The organism is uncultured Pontibacter sp. (assembly GCF_947502515.1).
Classification (GTDB): domain Bacteria; phylum Bacteroidota; class Bacteroidia; order Cytophagales; family Hymenobacteraceae; genus Pontibacter.
The window spans coordinates 152,660-169,255 of the sequence record NZ_CANNAI010000006.1; the positions used below are offsets into that span (position 1 = coordinate 152,660).

General features: G+C 45.6%; 16 protein-coding genes and 1 riboswitch. Of the genes, 6 read left to right on the forward strand and 10 right to left on the reverse strand.

All coding sequences use genetic code 11. The annotated features are described in order from the left end of the window. Positions 1 to 114: 114 nt before the first annotated feature. The 6 genes from Q1A54_RS15540 to Q1A54_RS15565 form a co-directional block, all read right to left on the reverse strand. Positions 115 to 471, reverse strand: coding sequence for a hypothetical protein (locus Q1A54_RS15540; protein ID WP_299990071.1), 357 nt, complete (start codon positions 469 to 471; stop codon positions 115 to 117). A 118-nt stretch (positions 472 to 589) separates the two neighbouring features. Further along, positions 590 to 991 (reverse strand): septal ring lytic transglycosylase RlpA family protein, encoded by a 402-nt coding sequence (locus Q1A54_RS15545; RefSeq protein WP_196116745.1) that lies wholly within the window; start codon positions 989 to 991, stop codon positions 590 to 592. A gap of 39 nt (positions 992 to 1,030) precedes the next feature. Continuing rightward, positions 1,031 to 1,729 (reverse strand): alpha/beta hydrolase, encoded by a 699-nt coding sequence (locus tag Q1A54_RS15550; protein WP_299990073.1) that lies wholly within the window; start codon positions 1,727 to 1,729, stop codon positions 1,031 to 1,033. Between the two features lie 8 nt (positions 1,730 to 1,737). Continuing rightward, positions 1,738 to 2,487, reverse strand: a complete 750-nt coding sequence (locus tag Q1A54_RS15555; protein WP_196116748.1) for a hypothetical protein — start codon at positions 2,485 to 2,487, stop codon at positions 1,738 to 1,740. 40 nt (positions 2,488 to 2,527) lie between these two features. Continuing rightward, on the reverse strand, positions 2,528 to 2,833 hold the full coding sequence (locus tag Q1A54_RS15560; RefSeq protein WP_196116750.1) for a hypothetical protein: 306 nt from the start codon (positions 2,831 to 2,833) through the stop codon (positions 2,528 to 2,530). Positions 2,834 to 3,682: 849 nt separating this feature from the next. Beyond that, entirely contained in the window at positions 3,683 to 4,069 is a 387-nt protein-coding gene (locus Q1A54_RS15565; RefSeq protein WP_299990076.1) for an Hsp20/alpha crystallin family protein, read from the reverse strand. Positions 4,070 to 4,542: 473 nt separating this feature from the next. Between Q1A54_RS15565 and Q1A54_RS15570 the strand changes: the two genes are divergently transcribed. The 4 genes from Q1A54_RS15570 to Q1A54_RS15585 all read left to right on the forward strand — a co-directional run bounded on the left by Q1A54_RS15570 (position 4,543) and on the right by Q1A54_RS15585 (position 8,250). Then, positions 4,543 to 6,231, forward strand: a complete 1,689-nt coding sequence (locus Q1A54_RS15570; RefSeq protein ID WP_299990078.1) for a T9SS type A sorting domain-containing protein — start codon at positions 4,543 to 4,545, stop codon at positions 6,229 to 6,231. A 161-nt stretch (positions 6,232 to 6,392) separates the two neighbouring features. Further along, positions 6,393 to 7,055 carry an OmpA family protein gene (locus Q1A54_RS15575; protein ID WP_299990080.1) on the forward strand — a complete coding sequence of 221 codons (663 nt, stop codon included), beginning with the start codon at positions 6,393 to 6,395 and terminating at the stop codon, positions 7,053 to 7,055. Between the two features lie 239 nt (positions 7,056 to 7,294). Next, entirely contained in the window at positions 7,295 to 7,717 is a 423-nt protein-coding gene (locus tag Q1A54_RS15580) for a hypothetical protein (protein WP_299990082.1), read from the forward strand. Positions 7,718 to 7,806: 89 nt separating this feature from the next. Beyond that, the gene (locus Q1A54_RS15585) at positions 7,807 to 8,250 is read left to right on the forward strand and encodes a hypothetical protein (RefSeq protein ID WP_299990332.1); all 444 of its coding nucleotides are present in this window, start codon (positions 7,807 to 7,809) and stop codon (positions 8,248 to 8,250) included. Between the two features lie 12 nt (positions 8,251 to 8,262). On the opposite strand, the gene Q1A54_RS15590 is transcribed toward Q1A54_RS15585, so the two are convergent. The 4 genes from Q1A54_RS15590 to Q1A54_RS15605 all read right to left on the reverse strand — a co-directional run bounded on the left by Q1A54_RS15590 (position 8,263) and on the right by Q1A54_RS15605 (position 14,793). Continuing rightward, a complete protein-coding gene (locus Q1A54_RS15590) occupies positions 8,263 to 9,699 on the reverse strand; it encodes an amidohydrolase family protein (RefSeq protein WP_299990084.1) in 1,437 nt (478 codons plus the stop codon). 318 nt (positions 9,700 to 10,017) lie between these two features. Beyond that, on the reverse strand, positions 10,018 to 10,968 hold the full coding sequence (locus tag Q1A54_RS15595) for a restriction endonuclease (RefSeq protein WP_299990086.1): 951 nt from the start codon (positions 10,966 to 10,968) through the stop codon (positions 10,018 to 10,020). Between the two features lie 134 nt (positions 10,969 to 11,102). Continuing rightward, positions 11,103 to 13,484, reverse strand: a complete 2,382-nt coding sequence (locus Q1A54_RS15600; RefSeq protein ID WP_299990088.1) for a ribonucleoside-diphosphate reductase subunit alpha — start codon at positions 13,482 to 13,484, stop codon at positions 11,103 to 11,105. Between the two features lie 349 nt (positions 13,485 to 13,833). After that, complete coding sequence (locus tag Q1A54_RS15605) at positions 13,834 to 14,793, reverse strand: ribonucleoside-diphosphate reductase small subunit (protein ID WP_196116792.1); 960 nt, start codon at positions 14,791 to 14,793, stop codon at positions 13,834 to 13,836. Between the two features lie 660 nt (positions 14,794 to 15,453). Between Q1A54_RS15605 and rplU the strand changes: the two genes are divergently transcribed. After that, on the forward strand, positions 15,454 to 15,762 hold the full coding sequence (gene rplU / locus Q1A54_RS15610) for a 50S ribosomal protein L21 (protein WP_007657183.1): 309 nt from the start codon (positions 15,454 to 15,456) through the stop codon (positions 15,760 to 15,762). A 68-nt stretch (positions 15,763 to 15,830) separates the two neighbouring features. Beyond that, complete coding sequence (gene rpmA, locus Q1A54_RS15615) at positions 15,831 to 16,100, forward strand: 50S ribosomal protein L27 (protein ID WP_076421363.1); 270 nt, start codon at positions 15,831 to 15,833, stop codon at positions 16,098 to 16,100. A gap of 320 nt (positions 16,101 to 16,420) precedes the next feature. Continuing rightward, positions 16,421 to 16,530, forward strand: a riboswitch (SAM riboswitch). The last annotated feature ends 66 nt before the right edge of the window (positions 16,531 to 16,596 follow it).

Here is a 16,596-nt window from a genome sequence, read left to right on the forward strand (position 1 = left end):
TATCTGATCCTCACTGATGTGGCGCCTAAGGTATAGCAGGTAGGCAATTGGTTAAAAACAAAAAAGGCTGATCTAAGTCAGCCTTGCGTCTTTTATAAAGCGAGTAAAGGGCAATTACATAATAGTGGAAAGCAATGTAGCAGCGAGTGCCTTCAAAGCCAATATTACCGTGCTCGACTTCACCGTTACATCAGATGAGTCGTCTTCGTCTGAGCCAGAAAGATCTTTGAAAAAAGAAAAAGGGCTATCGAGAGCATCAGCATCCAGAACCGATTTCTGCTTTTTAGGAGTGGCAGGCTCTGTGGCGTTAGTGGCAGCCGGGCTGTTGGTGTTAGGCGCAATAACAGTGGTGGCTTCAGCGGTGGAATTGCCATTGTTCAGGTGAGCGGCATTAGGCGTAGCAGTTACACCCAGCAACAGTAATGTTGCTAAACCAGTTGTCACTGAAAGGGATTTCCACTTTTTAAGCATGCTCAAAATTATAATTTAAAATACAGTATTCCAAATGTTTAGTTGGAATATTTGTAGGTTTTTAGGAAGATCAGGGTAAGGGTTATCTCAAAGGTGGTAAATGTAAGCAAGTCATGTGTTAGCGTACAGGAGCAGGCTTTACAACCTTCACTTCTACAGGCACTATACCTGCGCTGATGTAGTCAAGCCGTTTGGCTGCGGCCTCACTCAGATCAATTACGCGCCCTTTTACAAAAGGCCCCCGGTCTGTTATACTTACCTTTACTGTTTTGTTCGTCTGCAGATTGGTGACTTTCACTTTAGTGCCGAATGGAAGAGTGCGGTGCGCGGCTGTCAGCTTTCTGCGGTTATAGGCTTCACCATTGGCCATCTTGCGGCCGTGCAACTTGTTGCTGTAATAAGAGGCTTTTCCTGCTTCGGTATAGCCACGCTGACCTGGTGCGGGCTTAGAAGTGGTGCAGGCACTGGTTGTCAATAAAGCTGCTATCAGTAAGGTGCCAGAGATGTGTTTTAATCGCATAAGTACTCGCAATAGGTATTGTTAATGCCTAATATAGCCTTAAACGATGGGTTTGCCAAAGAATTGTCGTATCTGGTGCTGCAGCTGATCTAAGTCAACCCTCTCCAGCGGGTGATGCGTGTTAGGAAACACCTGCAGGCTGGCGTTTGGCAGCTGCTGGTACGCCCAGGCCGTTTCCTGCAGACTGACCATATGGTCGCGGTCGCCAACACTGACCCGGACAGGCAGCTGTATGCGCGAAAGGGCTTCCTCGGTGAGTAATGGATCGTTGCCTAAGTGCAACATCATATCCGCTGTGTAGCGCATAACCTCCCGCCAGTCAGTGGGCTGGTGACGCTCGGCAAGTATAGCGGCGAAAGCTGGAACCTTCTCCTGTACCTTATCAGGTTGCAGCATTTTCACTTCTTTGGCCGCCGTATCCGGGCTCCAGGCAAACTTGGTGGCTAACGTAAAGATGCTCCCTACCCTATCAGGGTACTGAAGCGCCAGGTATAGCGCTACATAGCCCCCCATGCTATACCCAAATATATCTACACGCTGTAGCTGATGCTGGTCAAGGTAGCGGAGCACATCCTCTGCAAACTGCTCAATCCGAAATGGTTTATCAGGCAGCCCATTACCTCCATGCCCCTGAAAATTCATTGTGTGCACTGTAAAGTCTGTCTTTAGCAGTTGCTGTAAGGGCTGCAGGGTGCTGGCAGCCCCCAGGGCGCCGTGTAGCAGGAGCAGATCAGGCATGTGCTGTGTTACTGTTTTACCTGGTAGTTGTACACATCAACGGCTTGTGTCAGCTTGTCTTTTCGGAAGAGCTGAATAACCAGTGGCACGGCTATGAGGCCAGCTCCGGCATACACCGCTGGCGACACACTAACAGAATTCGGATTGGTAGAGCTCTGAGAAGAAGAAAGCAAGCCATAGGTAAGCAGACCCGCGCCTGCTATACCCATCACAGTCGAGATCGTCTTTTCGCGCTTATGACGCTGAATCAGCAGCATACTGGAAGAGTTGTCGGCAAGCGCCTGCTCCAGATTTTGCTGGTTAAAAGTCATCAGCGGTCCATTGTCCTTGGAGAAGAAGTAAATGCGGCGGCGACTAGTGCGAGGCATACCGTACCCATATGGGTGATACCCCATGGCTGCGTAATCAATTGTAGTCGTGAAGAACTTAGAGATACGTGGCCCTTCCATTATTCGCTTGGCAAAGGCATCAAAACGGTTGCCGGCAGCTACTCTGGCAAAGTATCCATCGTTGTTCTGGTATACATCTACCAGCTCCGGAGCATACTTCAGCGTGTCGTCAACCAGGAAGAAATCCTGCTTGAAGAGAGGTGACTTGTACTGGACCCTGTTGCCATACACCACCTGGCCGTTGCGGAGCTGCAGAAAATGACGCCCTTTCTGGCGTTGTGGCTGGTAGTTTTCCTGAGAGTACTCCTGTGCTTGCAAACCAAAGCTAAACAGCAGGCAGACAAAAAGTGCAAATATTGTCTTGTTCATGTGTGGGTGATTTCAGCTAAAACTTAAAATAGGCTTAGACTTAGAAGATAAGCGCGAGCATGACGAGCATGCCTGCCAGTGCCAGGTATACCCAGCTCATCAGCTGGCCCCTGTGCTTGCTGGGCACAACATTGCTCACGAATACAACGGCTATCAGTACGCATAATATATATAAGAGTATAAAAGTAACCGCTTTTACCCAATTCGGCACGATGGTGTTCTCTGCCTGATACTGGTTATCCATTCCCATACCCGACACCAGATTGCTCAGCAAATAAAAGACCAATACTTCGAAAACTATAAAGAAAAACAAACCATAAAGCCTGTTGCTTTTTTGCTCAGCCATGTTGCAGGATCATTTTGTAAGAAAAACAGCTCTGATAGTAGTGCCCTCAGTCTGTTATGTAAAGTGAACTATGTTGTTACGAGTATAAGCACCTGACATACCTTAAATATAGTGACTGGATGCTAATATCTTGCTACACAGGTTTATTTTCAGAATTGCTCGTATACTTAATTTAATACGCTAAGCAAGTATAGGTTATATTGTTAGTGATATATATATCAGGCCTGGCATGTTGTTTGCTTTTTATTATCAGACACATATATAGATTTAATTGCTACAAGTATTGTGCAAGTGTGTCTGATTAGTGCAATTTATGGTAAGATAAAAAGAATATGGTTGCACATGAGCAATAATGTGAAACAATTTTAGCGGCACAACCCGTTAAAATACCAGATGAATGTAGGGATATGAGGTTATTAAAGAATGTTAAATTAGACAATCACTATTTTAACTATGGTGATAAGACACGAAAGATCTTTAGCATAGGCTATGAAGATCTGACGACGCTCATCTATTATCAGGATAACAACAACAACTATACGTTAGTAATATCGAAAGAAGACGATCCACCGCTGATACTAGAAAAAAAGATATCGCGCGCGGAAGCGTTCAGATTAATGAATACCCGGCCCTGAAGCCGGGTATTTTTATTAACACCTTGTTATGAGTAAATGGAATAAGTATTACAGAATTGCCTTTTGGGGAGCTGTTCTCACGTTTATAGCCCAGTTGATCGTCTCATTAGCCATAGATCCATATCTAGCTTCAGTCTTTACTCCCTTTTATGCTGTGTGGGGCATCACTGCCGTAGTGGGTTGGCGCAAAGAACATCCACGCCGGTAATGTTTATTACAACTGCTGGATATCAATTTGGCGCGGATGCAACGCAGCGTCATGATAGGGCAGCTTCACCCGCAACTCCCCATTCTTATAGATTGCCTCAATCCGACCCTGATCTACCTGCGGTGGCAGCATAAAGATGCGGTTAAACATAGGTACCGCCATCTGTGGGTCTTCCTGACTCTGCAAAACAGAGAATATAGTAAGTTGATTTTGGTGCAGCACTATCCTGAATGACTCTGGGTTGACACCAGCTGCCCATACATTAATGACAGCGCTTTTCTTTTTCTTCTTAACCTCAGTGTATGTTTCACTCACACCACCGCCTACTGTGTTCAGTAAGTCGATCTGGTGTGCAATTGATCTTAAAAACTCTTTATCTTTTATAATCTTCATCTCTTTCTCCTCTAGTTTTTCAATGAATAATGATGCAAAACAAATGCCAAGGGATAACACCGCCAAATTGACCGTTAAACCATAGTAAAAGTGCTTAGGCTATGCCAGAATGACCTTTTTATATGGGTAGTATATAAGCCGTTCAGATAATAAGTGGAAAGTGGATAGCATCATGAGCCCTGAAATGTGATACAATATGAAGAGGGTGTAAGCATGGAAAAGCTTCCCATATTGGTGCAATTTTTCCCAGACATGGAAATATATTAATTTAATTCTTGGTATAGCGCTATAATGTAGTTGTACTTGTGCAAATTTTGATATTGATAGGTTTATTTCAAATTGTTGAATAACACCTTTTTGCGGTATCGTCAGGTAGACTCGGTTTCCATGTAGTGTTGCATTTTAGTGAAATAAAATGGTGTTATGGCAGGCTGGCATGTTTCTTTCATATATAGCGGTATAAGAGACAAGCCATGAAACACATTTATACATCTACCCTTACTTCTAATACACTGAAAGCAAATATTAGCTTTAGACTAGTATTAGTTATTAGCTTTATATTATTAACTACCATCAATGGGTATGGGCAAAAAATAACTTCTATTTCGCCAAGCTGCGTAGTTGCAGGGGGTGGTAGCTTTATACTTACTGTTGTTGGAGATGATTTTAATGGAAGTTCTTATGTAACGCTTAATGGTGTAATGGCTACAAATTATACACGAAGTGATAATACATTCAGTGTGATAGTTCCAGCTGCTTCTATAGCAAATGCAGGAGTCATTGAAGTACAGACAACAAGAGCAAATAAGTTTTCTCCTACGTCAATTAATTTAGTAGTGGTAGGTACTCCAACAGCTACATCTATTGCGAGTTGCGGGCAAGCTACCCTTAGTGCATTTGGCGCACCTGCTGGAGCTGTTTACCAATGGTATTCTCAGGCAACTGGTGGCATAGCAATAGCAACAGGAGCAACATACACAACAGCTAGCGCTGGTCAGTATTATGTTTCAACGGCAGTGCCAGGTTCTTGTGAAAGTCCTAGGAGGCTTGTTACCGCCACTATCAATGCAATGCCTACTAGTCCTAAAGTTACTAACAGAAGTCGTTGCGGAGTTGGAAGTTTAGTATTATCAGCATCTGGTGCTGTATCGGGACAGGGTTATCGTTGGTATACAGCTTCTACCGGTGGTACGTCTGTGGCTACTGGTCAAGATTATACAACCTCATCACTTTCTGTTGGCATTAAAACATATTATGTCAGCATAGTAACTAACGCAACTGGTTGTGAAAGTGCCAGAGTGCCTATTACAGCAACTGTAAGGCCCATACAGTTTGGCAATACAGAGTTCGTCAGACAAACTTTGGAAGTTGGTAAACCAGGTACTATCAAACTAAATTCAGAGGTCATTGATAGTGGACATGCTATTAGTATTACTTGGCAATCCGTTAAGAACGGAGAACCTACAATTTTGGGTATTACTGAAGCTCCTGCTTCATCTCCTGCAACTTTTGACATTTCAAGTGTACCAGGGGCAGATACTTATTTTCGCGCTATTATAACTCCCATTTCATCAGTATGCTATGATGAATCATCACTAGATGTAACTTCTCAGGAAATCGTTTCCCTTCCTGTCGAATTGGTTTCTTTCAAGGCCCAGTCAACGAAGGATGGTGTGCAGCTTAGCTGGAAAACGGCATCCGAGCTAGACAACAAAGGCTTTGAAGTAGAGGTATCAGCGGACGGTAAAAATTTCAGAAAGATAGCTTTCATTGAAAGTAAGGTCGGCACCACGTCCCTTGTGCAAAACTATAGCTACCTTGACACAAGAGCTGCTGCCGGGATCAACTATTATCGCCTGAAGCAAGTTGACTTTGACGGAGCATTTGAATACTCTAAAGTAGTCGCTGTTAACAATGCCGCTGTTGCTTCCTCTACTGTATACCCAACGCTGGCCTCGCATGAAGTTACAGTGAGATTAGCAGCATCTGACGAGCAAGTGATGATCTCAGTGGCTGATATGACTGGAAAGCAACTGCTGGCGATTCAGAATCCTTCGGAGCGTCAAGTGGTGTTGCCAGTGCAGCATCTGCAGAATGGCATATACTTCGTTACGGTGACGACAGGTGCACAGAAAGAAGTAATCCGTTTCATGAAGCGTTAATCAGTAATCAACATACATAAAAGAAAGGGGCTAGCCTGTGTGGCTAGCCCCTTTCTTTTATGTATGAAATATGCAGCAGCTCAAGTGGCTTGTGTGTCGCCATATTAAACGAATCAGGTTTAACCCCGTAGGATTTAATAGGACTAAACACAATGATAGATATGAGAAAAGTAATAACATTTGCATGCTTGATAGCTGCAGCCTCTTTTGCCGCCTGCAGTGAAACAGATAAAAGAGTAGATACCGCAGAGGACGTGCAGGAGATTGCCTCGGCAGACACAGCTGTCATGTATGGAGACTTACCTGGTGTTGTAGAGGCTGATGGTGCCGAAATCATTAGCGTAGACGAAAGCTTCTGGTCCAGTGTAGACTATAATGCTCCAGTTGTAACGGACCGACGCGTGCAAGACCGTGATGTGGAAGTGCGAAGCAACCCAGGCTATACTATTTATACCATGGAAGATAAGGTACTCTTCGACCTGGACAAAGCTACACTCCGTGATGGAGCAGAGGATAAGTTGCGCAGTATTGCCGAGTCAATCAATGATATGAGCGCACGTGGTCCTATCCGCATTGTAGGCCATACCGACTCTACTGCAAGTGCATCCTATAACAAGCAACTCGCCGAAGACCGTGCGAATGCTGTAAGGGACTGGCTGCAAAATAACACAGATATCAATGCCTCCCGCATGTCAATTGAAGCTGTTGGTCAGGAAAGACCGATTGCTACAAACGAGACTCCTGAAGGAAGGCAGAAAAACCGCCGTGTGGCTATTATGGTGGCGACGCGCACTGACAATGGACAGAATATGCAACGTCAATAGTTGCTGATAGATACACTGATAAAGCGCTGGGTTTCTGTTGTAGAACAGGAATCCAGCGCTTTTATTTAAATAAATTAGTAGTTGTGCCATTAATTTTTCAGCAAAGCAGACTATATTTATGATGACGGAATCAATGGGCTCCTTAAATTTTTTTGTAAAGTAAAAGTGCAATTCTAAGTATTGCTCGTATACGGTTACAAAGTATATTTGCACCCCAAAGTAGTTGCAGGGACAGCCTTATGATGATTACCTACTTTCAGAACGACGTCGTAACGATCTCTTATGATTTGGACAAGCAGCTTGGTATGGCTGTCTGGAACGGGTTTTTGAGTAGTGCGGAGTTTAGGAAAGCAGTGGAAATCTGCCTTGATTTGATGGAGGAGCATAAGCTCCTGCGTTGGCTTGGCGATAACCGCAAGCTAAGGGCTATCCGGCAGGCTGATCAGGACTGGTTTGTGGAGTATGTTATGCCCAGGCTTGCTGCCGGAACACTGCGTCGTAATGCATCAGTCGTTTCAGAAGATTTATTCAATAGGATGGCTGTCGAGCAGATCATTAAACGGGCTGATAATTTGGGAGACATGGCGTTTAGGGATTTTGAAAGACTGGAAGCTGCGATGGTATGGCTGCAAGAGCCACTACCTGTGCAAGCCCAGGCTTAGTTTTGAGCAGGCCTTGCCACACAACCATCTTCATCCTTGAGCTACTCCAAAAACTTATTTACAATTTTACCTGAGAGGAAATTCTCTTGATGCAACTCTACTTTCAAAATAGCTTTGTTAAGCTTTCGTATGACAAAGTTCAAAAGCTAGGCAAAGCCGAATGGCGCGGTCATTTACAAGGTGCCGAGCTTAGAGAGGCTTATCTGCTTTGCCATGACATGATCAACCGTTTTTCTCTGACAAGGTGGTTGGCTGATGATCGGCTGATGGGTATTATTTCGCCTGCAGACCTGAAATGGAGCTTGGAGGTGCATGTGCCTCAAATGGCTAAAAGCTCATTGAAGCGACTAGCCCGTATACCTTCCAAATTTGAGCATAATCGGGAGGCGGTAGATACAATGATTGACAGAGGATATATGTTGGAGCAGCCTTTAGAACTTAAAGATTTTGAAAACGAGCATGAGGCGATGCAGTGGTTGCTGGAGACCCCCAAATCTCTTGTCCCGCAACACCAACTGATCCATTTAGGATAAGGTAAAGTATTCTTACCAGCCACTCTTGCTCATTATCTTTCCGAACTCAGCCTTGGCTTCTGCCATAATTTTATCCTTCTTCAAGTGAGTAAGGGTATGGTTCCTTTTCAGGATTCTCCCATCAATCATGACGGTGTGCACATTAGCTGGTTGTGCAGCTTCTACGATCAGTTGATACGGTTCCGTAACATAGCTCAGATTCAAGGCATTGGTGGAGAGCATGATCAGGTCTGCACGCTTGCCTGGGGTAAGGGAGCCTATATGATCTGATAGCCCAAGAGAACGGGCCCCTTCGATTGTGCCGATCTCCAACGTGCGTTTAGCACTGAGAGCAAACTCACTTCTGTTAAGTGCATTGGCCAGGTTCAGAAGTATCTTGAGCGCCGCAAACAAGTCAGCATTACCTGTGAGCGTAGTAGTGTCCGCTGAGATGCCGATGGTAACGCCTGTATCCAGCAGCTCTTTTACGGGAGGTATGCCGTACCCAATGCGCAACTCCGAGAAGGGCGATAAACTGGCGACCGCACCGGCCTTTGCTATACCTTGTATTTCGCTTAAGGTGGCATCTTTGCAATGGATGAGCTGCATACCTTCAGCGAGTAAGTTCTCTCGCATCAGTCCGCTGATCACGCCTGCTCTACTGGCATGTACAGACACAGGTATACCGAGCTGCTGGGCAAGTTTCAACTCTTTTATCCCTTGTTCCTTTCTGTCGTTTATACCTGGCCAGGCTACGCCAAGGTGCAAGGTGTCACTGGCTAGCTTGGGCCAGTTCTTCTTCAATCTTTCGAGCAGCTGCAGGTCGACTACGCCACCTTTTCCGGCCGGCACACCAAGCGAATAGCGTCCCCGTATACCTGCTTCGCGCAGGGCTTGCAGGCTAGCCTCCGCAAAGGCCGGGCCGCGGGCATTGTGGCTCCAATCGTGCAAAGTGGTTATACCTGAATGAATGGCCTCTGCAATCGCCAACCGTGTAGCGGCATACATGCTCTCTGGGGTGTGGTGCTGACCCACCGTACGAGTGATGTCAAAATATCCCCTGCCCTCCCGGTCACCGGCCATACTGCGCAGCAGGGAGGTCCAGAGGTGCCAGTGCGTTTCTACCAGGCCCGGCATCACGATCATGCCTTCTCCCTGTATCACTTCCGCACCGGCTGCCCTTAACTGCTGCCCCACTTGCTTTATCTCGCCGCCCTGCACCAGCACATCGCCTTGCTTCAAGTCTCCCAACTTTGCGTCCATGGTGAGGACATAGGTGTTCTTGATGAGGTAGTGGCCTTGGGGCGGAAGGTTTAGGTCTCGCTTCTGCAGGGGTGCTGATATTGTATCGGCAAAGGCGTTGGTATAGCCTGCGACTCCAGCCGCACCAAGCAAAATGGATCTGCCTAGAAAACTGCGGCGGCTTATACCGTGTCGGTTTTTATCGTTCTGGTCAGGTTGTGCGCTCACAGGTATAGCTTCAGTATGATAGGTATAGCCCTTTCGGCTTTTAAGGTATAAAAGCTTTTACTGAAGCAAATTGTTTAGTGTTTTGGTGTTGGAGGTAGTTATGGAGTAGTAGACCTAAAACTCAATTTACCGAAAAGCTTACGGATTCCATTCTATATTACTGCTTATGGCTTTTAGGTGATATTGAGCAAGTAGCTGTCAATTATTTTAAAAATTTTGATGACATCCATATTCTTGATGTAATAGTTGCAATTCCTTCATATCCCTAACCTAAATGCATCCTTAGGTGGAACTAAGGATGCATTTAGATTAAAAAAATTATGCAGCGAAGCATTTGTCTTTCAAATCATATACACTAACATAGATGTTACCCATAGTTTGAGCTGCCTTAATCTTTCTATCTAGCATTTCAGAAAAAGTATAAAGCCCTTCAACAACAAGTATTAAATCTGCTCCATCGACAAGTATGCTTTTTAGTGATTTGCCTTTTGTTAAAGCATTAACAGATTCAGGGGAAAACCCATTAATAGATATAAAAATACCTCTGCCATACATTTTGCCTTCAATTTTATGTGCAAATTGATATAGTGCGTTAGAGGCGACCACTTTTTCTTGCCATTTTGCCTCTATAATGTAGTGCTCTCCATCATATTTTATGGCACCATCAATTTGTTCACCAAGAATATTAAAACTGAAAGACTCGGTTGTTGTTAAACCTTCTAGTACAGCTAAATCCTTCAATAATGCTTCAAATAAATACCCACGTTTTTGAAAATTTATTTCTTTCTCATATTCATCTTTACCCTTATAGAGTAAGAAGAACTTATTTTTGAGCGTTTCCGCTTTCAGTTCACGCTGCGTAGCTTGTTGTATTTTATGCCTTTCCTTTTCTGCTTCTCTTAACTGTGAATCCTTAGATTCCTGTAATTTTCTCAAATGAGAAATAGCATGTTGAGCTTTCTTAACGTCTAAGTTACCCCCAACTTCAAAATGAATACTGTTAAAAGTAGACCAACTCTTCAATTCATGAATCATTCTTCTTATTGGGCCAATTCCATTATCGTGGTTTTGACAAAGCTGACTAAAGGCAATATTTATTATTTCCTTACGCGTTAGTTCGTGCTTTTGGCTATGAAGCTTATTTAATATAACAGTTGGACTACCACATGATTTTAAAAAATCTAATACATCATTTTTTGGCCAAAAGATATTAAGGATACACTCGCGTAATGCATCAAGTACTTCTTTAGGGATTATGTATGGGTTCATTTTCTCGATGGGGATTTTTTCTAAAAGTCTAAACAACACTATTCCAGCCACTGACGGGGAATCAGCGGTAACACAGGGTGCACTTGCGGAGGGCAAAAAAGAAGGAGGACAATAAGCCCTCCTTCTTCAGTTATTTACGATCCGCAAGCTTCGCAAGCGTCTGGGTTATCTAGGGAGCAACTCATGTCGTTGCGATTCTGGTCTTGGCTGTTGTAAACCGGCTCCAGTGTTTCGGCGGCCTGTTTCTCCACCGTGAACTTGATGGCATCTACAGCGGCTTTGGTGCGCAGGTAGTACATACCTGTCTTCAAGCCTTTCTTCCAGGCGTGGAAATGCATCGAAGTCAGCTTGCCGAAGTTCACGTTCATCACGTGCAGGTTCAGCGACTGGCTCTGGCAGATGTAGGCACCACGGTCAGCACTCATGTCGATTACTGTACGCTGGCTGATCTCCCATACTGTCTTATACAGGTCTTTGATGTTTTGCGGGATGTTCGGGATGTCCTGCACGGAGCCATTGGCTGCGATGATGGCGTTCTTCATCTTGTCATTCCACAGACCCAGGCTGATCAGGTCCTTCAGCAGGTGCTTGTTCACAACCATGAACTCGCCTGAAAGCACGCGACGCACATAGATGTTAGAGGTATAAGGCTCAAACGACTCGTTGTTGCCCAGGATCTGTGCTGTTGAGGCAGTAGGCATAGGCGCTACCAGCAGGGAGTTACGCACACCGTGCTTCACTACTTCCTGACGCAGCTCTTCCCAATCCCAACGACCGCTGTCTGGTGTTACACCCCACATATCGAACTGGAATTTACCTTCTGACAGAGGTGATCCTTTGAACGTTTCGTAAGCACCGTCTTTCTTCGCCAGGTCCTTAGACGCCGTCATAGAGGCAAAGTAAATGGTCTCGAAGATGTCTTTGTTCAGGCCACGGGCTTCGTCGCTCTCAAACGGCATACGCAGTGCAATGAAAGTGTCCGCTAAACCTTGCACGCCCAATCCGATCGGACGGTGGCGCATGTTGGAGTTGCGGGCCTCAGGCACTGGGTAGTAGTTAATATCGATCACCTTGTTCAGGTTCTTCGTCACGTGGTACGTCACGTCGAACAGCTTCTGGTGGTCGAACGTCTTATGACCGCCTTCTTCTTTGATATAGCGTGGCAACGCAAGCGATGCCAGGTTACATACCGCTACCTCGTCCTGGCTGGTGTACTCCATGATCTCGGTGCAGAGGTTGGAGCTCTTGATCGTACCCAGGTTTTGCTGATTGCTCTTGCTGTTGGCGGCATCCTTATAAAGCATGTACGGCGTACCTGTCTCGATCTGAGACTCCAGCACGGCAAACCACAGGTCTTGTGCTTTTACCGTCTTGCGGGCACGGCCTTCACGCTCGTACTTCTCGTACAGGCGCTCAAACTCCTGTCCCCAGCTGTCGCCTAGGCCTGGTGCTTCATTCGGGCAGAACAGGCTCCAGTCGCCGTTTTGCTCTACTCGCTTCATGAACAAGTCTGGCGTCCAAAGGGCATAGAATAGGTCACGGGCACGGTTTTCTTCTTTACCGTGGTTCTTCTTCAGGTCCAGGAACTCGAAGATGTCGGCATGCCATGGCTCCAGGTAGATCGCGAAAGCACCTTTGCGCTTGCCACCACCCTGGTCCACGTAGCGGGCTGTGTCGTTGAACACCTTCAGCATCGGGATGATACCGTTAGAGGTGCCATTCGTACCTTTGATATAAGAGCCTGTTGCACGCACGTTGTGGATGCTCAGGCCGATACCACCAGCGCTCTGCGAGATCTGGGCGCATTGCTTCAGGGTGTCGTAGATGCCAGGTATGCTGTCGTCTTGCATGGTAAGCAGGAAGCACGAAGACAACTGCGGCTTTGGTGTGCCGGCATTGAATAATGTTGGTGTGGCGTGCGTAAACCACTTTTCAGACATGAGATTATAAGTCTCGATGGCAGATTCGATGTCCTCCTTATGGATACCCACGGCCACACGCATCAACATATGCTGCGGGCGCTCCACGATCTTGCCATCCAGGCGAAGCAGGTATGAGCGCTCCAGCGTTTTGTATCCAAAATAATCGTAGTTGTAATCCCGGTCGTAAATGATGGTCGAGTCCAGCGTAGCGGCATGCTTACGGATGATCTCGTACACATCCTTGGCCAGCAGTGACGCGTTCTCGCCTGTTTTCGGGTCCTCGTAGGTATAGAGGCGCTTCATGGTGTTGGAGAATGACTTGCTCGTCACCTTGTGCAGGCTGGAGATCGCCACACGTGCCGCCAGCACCGCGTAGTCCGGATGCTTGGTCGTGAGCGAAGCAGCTGTTTCTGCCGCCAGGTTGTCCAACTCTATGGTGCTTACGCCGTCGTAAATGCCGTCAATTACTTTCTTGGCCACCTCAATCGGCGACACATAGTCCATGTTCAGACCATAGCACAGCTTTTCGATGCGTGCGGTAATTTTGTCGAATTTGACGGATTCGCGTCTGCCGTCTCGTTTAACTACTAACATAGCGTATACATTTAGCGGGAGTCAAAAGCCCGGGTTAATTATAAGGTATAGGTATAAGAGAGCCGCTACCAATGCAGCGGTTTGATACATGCTAATATTTTCATAAGGAAATACGTGTATATAGACGTAATCCGTTGAAATACTATAGTTTAACAGCTAAAGCCAATTGCTTTCACAAATTCGGAGGCGGATGCTCCGTCTGGCGATCATTGCCAGGTATAAGGTCCGGTGTTGCGGGTGTTGGCGCGGTTGGCTATACCTGCATCCGGATGGTATAAGGTAATTTAGGAAGCGGCCGGACAAAAGCCCGGCGCCCTTTATCTCCTAAACTTACGACAAATTTTGTTTGCTAAAAATCTTCGTCGAGCGAAAAAACGTTTTTGTCTTTGTCACCCATCACGCCTGCTTTCTGGTACTCACCCACGCGCTTCTCAAAGAAGTTGGTCTTGCCCTGCAGGGAGATCATTTCCATGAAATCGAATGGATTAGCGGCGTTATAAATTTTGCTGCAACCAAGTGACACGAGCAGGCGGTCAGCCACAAACTCGATGTACTGGCTCATCAGTTTGGCGTTCATGCCAATCAGGTCAACCGGAAGGGCGTCTGTTACGAACTCCTGCTCAATTTCAACGGCGTCGCGGATAATCTCGTGCACACGGCTCTCCGGCAGCTTGTTGTTCAGCATAGAGTAAAGCAGGCAGGCGAAATCGCAGTGCAGGCCTTCGTCGCGGCTGATCAGTTCGTTCGAGAAGGTCAGACCCGGCATTAGGCCGCGCTTCTTAAGCCAGAAGATAGAGCAGAAAGAGCCGGAGAAGAAGATGCCCTCCACAGCCGCAAACGCGATCAGTCTTTCCACGAATTTCTCACTGTTGATCCACTTCAGCGCCCATTCGCCTTTTCTCTTCACGCAAGGAACTGTCTCGAGCGCATTAAAGAGGTAGTCTTTCTCAGACTGCTTCTTTATATAAGTATCTATAAGGAGTGAGTAAGTCTCAGAGTGAATATTCTCCATCATGATCTGGAAGCCATAGAAGCAACGCGCCTCTGGTAGCTGTACTTCCTGCATGAAGTTGATGGCGAGGTTTTCGTTTACGATGCCGTCAGAGGCGGCGAAGAATGCCAGTACGTGGCTGATGAAGTGGCGTTCGCCGTCGTTCAGGTTTTCCCAGTCTTTCTGGTCCTGCGACAGGTCGATCTCCTCGGCAGTCCAGAAGCTGGCCTCTGCCTTCTTATACATCTGCCACACCTCGTCGTGCTGTATTGGGAATAAAACAAAGCGATTCGGGTTTTCTTGTAGTATTGGCTCCATACGCGTAAACATTAAATGATATCTAAAATTCAGAATGACAGCATGTTAGGCTGTTGCAAAGCTTTTTGATGATGTCAGACCTGTTTATTAAGTCGTCTCTCTGCCGCCTGATAAACAGGTAACAGGTCTTCAAATATAGTGATAAGAACTTGAATTGGAGGGCTAAAGTTGTTCAATTTATACACACTTTGTTAAGTGTTTGATTGTCTGAAAATTGACTTGAAATCAACAGGCTTATCAACATGTGTTTGTTAATATATATGTTTGACAAAATATATATAATTCAATATTAAATCGTTGTAGAGTGCTGTAAAGTGCAAGCGAGTGCCGGATTAAGAGGCAGCGGGTGTATTCCTGAGGGTGAAAAATCCAAAATCAGGACATGCGTTCAGGCTAAATGTGTTGTCCAGTACTGGAAGGTTTTACGGTTTGTGGAAAACGTGGAACGAAGGGGTTGCTTGTAAGGGTTTGCAGACTAGTGTGTTATGGGTGTTTTGAGACGATGCAAAATTATGGGGTGTGGATTTCAACATCGTTATCCACATAGTTGTGCATAAGGCCTGGAAAAACAGAAGGAATTAAGGAACAATGATTTGCATATTAATTTTTAGACTGCTAATTTTGCAGACTTAAAATTTTTTAAATCATACATTGAAGCTGATGTACGCAATTGTAGAAATCGCAGGTCAACAGACCAAAGTAGAGGCCGGAAGGTTCATCTACGCTAACAAGCTTTCCGGCAATGATGGTGACGCCGTTGAGTTCACCAATGTTCTTCTTACTGATGATAACGGCACTGTTACTTTAGGTGCTCCTTTCGTTAGCGGTGTTAAAGTGGTTGGTAAAATCCTTGGCAACGTGAAAGGCGACAAAGTGATCGTTTTCAAAAAGAAGAGAAGAAAAGGATACCGTAAGAAGAATGGTCACCGCCAGCACTTCACGAAGGTCCTGATCGAGAGCATTGGTTAAGCAGTAAGAAGAAATTAAACGTTGAATTTTTCAGGTGTTTCATCGCCCTGAGTAAATAGTTAAACAAAATGGCACACAAAAAAGGAGCTGGTAGTTCTAACAACGGTCGTGAGTCGCATTCTAAACGACTTGGCGTTAAGATTTACGGTGGCCAGGATATCATCGCTGGTAACATCATTGTAAGACAAAGAGGTACTGCACACCACCCAGGTAAGAACGTGGGTATGGGCAAAGACCACACACTGTTCGCTATGGTTGACGGTGTAGTTCAATTCAAAAAAGGTGTTAAGAACCGTTCATTCGTTTCTGTAGTACCTAAAGTAGAAGCAGAAGCTTAATTCTGACCGATACAAAAGGCCCTTGGGCTTTGAAACAAAAAGGGACCACCAGCAAGGTGGTCCCTTTTTGTTTTGCTCCAGCGAAAATACTCGCTTATGGGGAGAACAATCAGATTTTGCCCCCGTATAATAAGGTATAAAGAGTTATAGAGTGAAAACAATTAAACTCTTTTAGGAAAGGGACACTTTTGGTGTCCCTTTCTGTTTTTATACCTTTTGTGCACAGCTGTAAAGCCTGGCTCCATACCTGTTCTCGATTTCATCCTATCCTAACGCAACAAAAATTCGCCTTTTGCGGATAAGTGTGTATCTTTACAGCATTCTTATCAAGAAAGACCGAGGGACAGGGCCCGATGACGTCTTAGCAACCTTGTACCAGCTTGGTGCTAATTCCCTTCTCAGCCATACCTTGGCCGGGAAAAGATAAGAGAGTATATCCTTCCTTGGGTGTCCTTCTTGATAAGCGCGTATGTAGACTTAACCAAGAGGGGGAACA

Excerpts from the sequence above, each read along its gene's own strand:
- Q1A54_RS15540 (WP_299990071.1), bottom strand. The coding sequence starts at position 471 with ATGCTTAAAAAGTGGAAATCCCTTTCAGTGACAACTGGTTTAGCAACA.
- Q1A54_RS15545 (WP_196116745.1), bottom strand. The coding sequence starts at position 991 with ATGCGATTAAAACACATCTCTGGCACCTTACTGATAGCAGCTTTATTG.
- Q1A54_RS15550 (WP_299990073.1), bottom strand. The coding sequence starts at position 1,729 with ATGCCTGATCTGCTCCTGCTACACGGCGCCCTGGGGGCTGCCAGCACC.
- Q1A54_RS15555 (WP_196116748.1), bottom strand. The coding sequence starts at position 2,487 with ATGAACAAGACAATATTTGCACTTTTTGTCTGCCTGCTGTTTAGCTTT.
- Q1A54_RS15560 (WP_196116750.1), bottom strand. The coding sequence starts at position 2,833 with ATGGCTGAGCAAAAAAGCAACAGGCTTTATGGTTTGTTTTTCTTTATA.
- Q1A54_RS15565 (WP_299990076.1), bottom strand. The coding sequence starts at position 4,069 with ATGAAGATTATAAAAGATAAAGAGTTTTTAAGATCAATTGCACACCAG.
- Q1A54_RS15570 (WP_299990078.1), top strand. The coding sequence starts at position 4,543 with ATGAAACACATTTATACATCTACCCTTACTTCTAATACACTGAAAGCA.
- Q1A54_RS15575 (WP_299990080.1), top strand. The coding sequence starts at position 6,393 with ATGAGAAAAGTAATAACATTTGCATGCTTGATAGCTGCAGCCTCTTTT.
- Q1A54_RS15580 (WP_299990082.1), top strand. The coding sequence starts at position 7,295 with ATGATGATTACCTACTTTCAGAACGACGTCGTAACGATCTCTTATGAT.
- Q1A54_RS15585 (WP_299990332.1), top strand. The coding sequence starts at position 7,807 with ATGCAACTCTACTTTCAAAATAGCTTTGTTAAGCTTTCGTATGACAAA.
- Q1A54_RS15595 (WP_299990086.1), bottom strand. The coding sequence starts at position 10,968 with ATGAACCCATACATAATCCCTAAAGAAGTACTTGATGCATTACGCGAG.
- Q1A54_RS15600 (WP_299990088.1), bottom strand. The coding sequence starts at position 13,484 with ATGTTAGTAGTTAAACGAGACGGCAGACGCGAATCCGTCAAATTCGAC.
- Q1A54_RS15605 (WP_196116792.1), bottom strand. The coding sequence starts at position 14,793 with ATGGAGCCAATACTACAAGAAAACCCGAATCGCTTTGTTTTATTCCCA.
- rplU (WP_007657183.1), top strand. The coding sequence starts at position 15,454 with ATGTACGCAATTGTAGAAATCGCAGGTCAACAGACCAAAGTAGAGGCC.
- rpmA (WP_076421363.1), top strand. The coding sequence starts at position 15,831 with ATGGCACACAAAAAAGGAGCTGGTAGTTCTAACAACGGTCGTGAGTCG.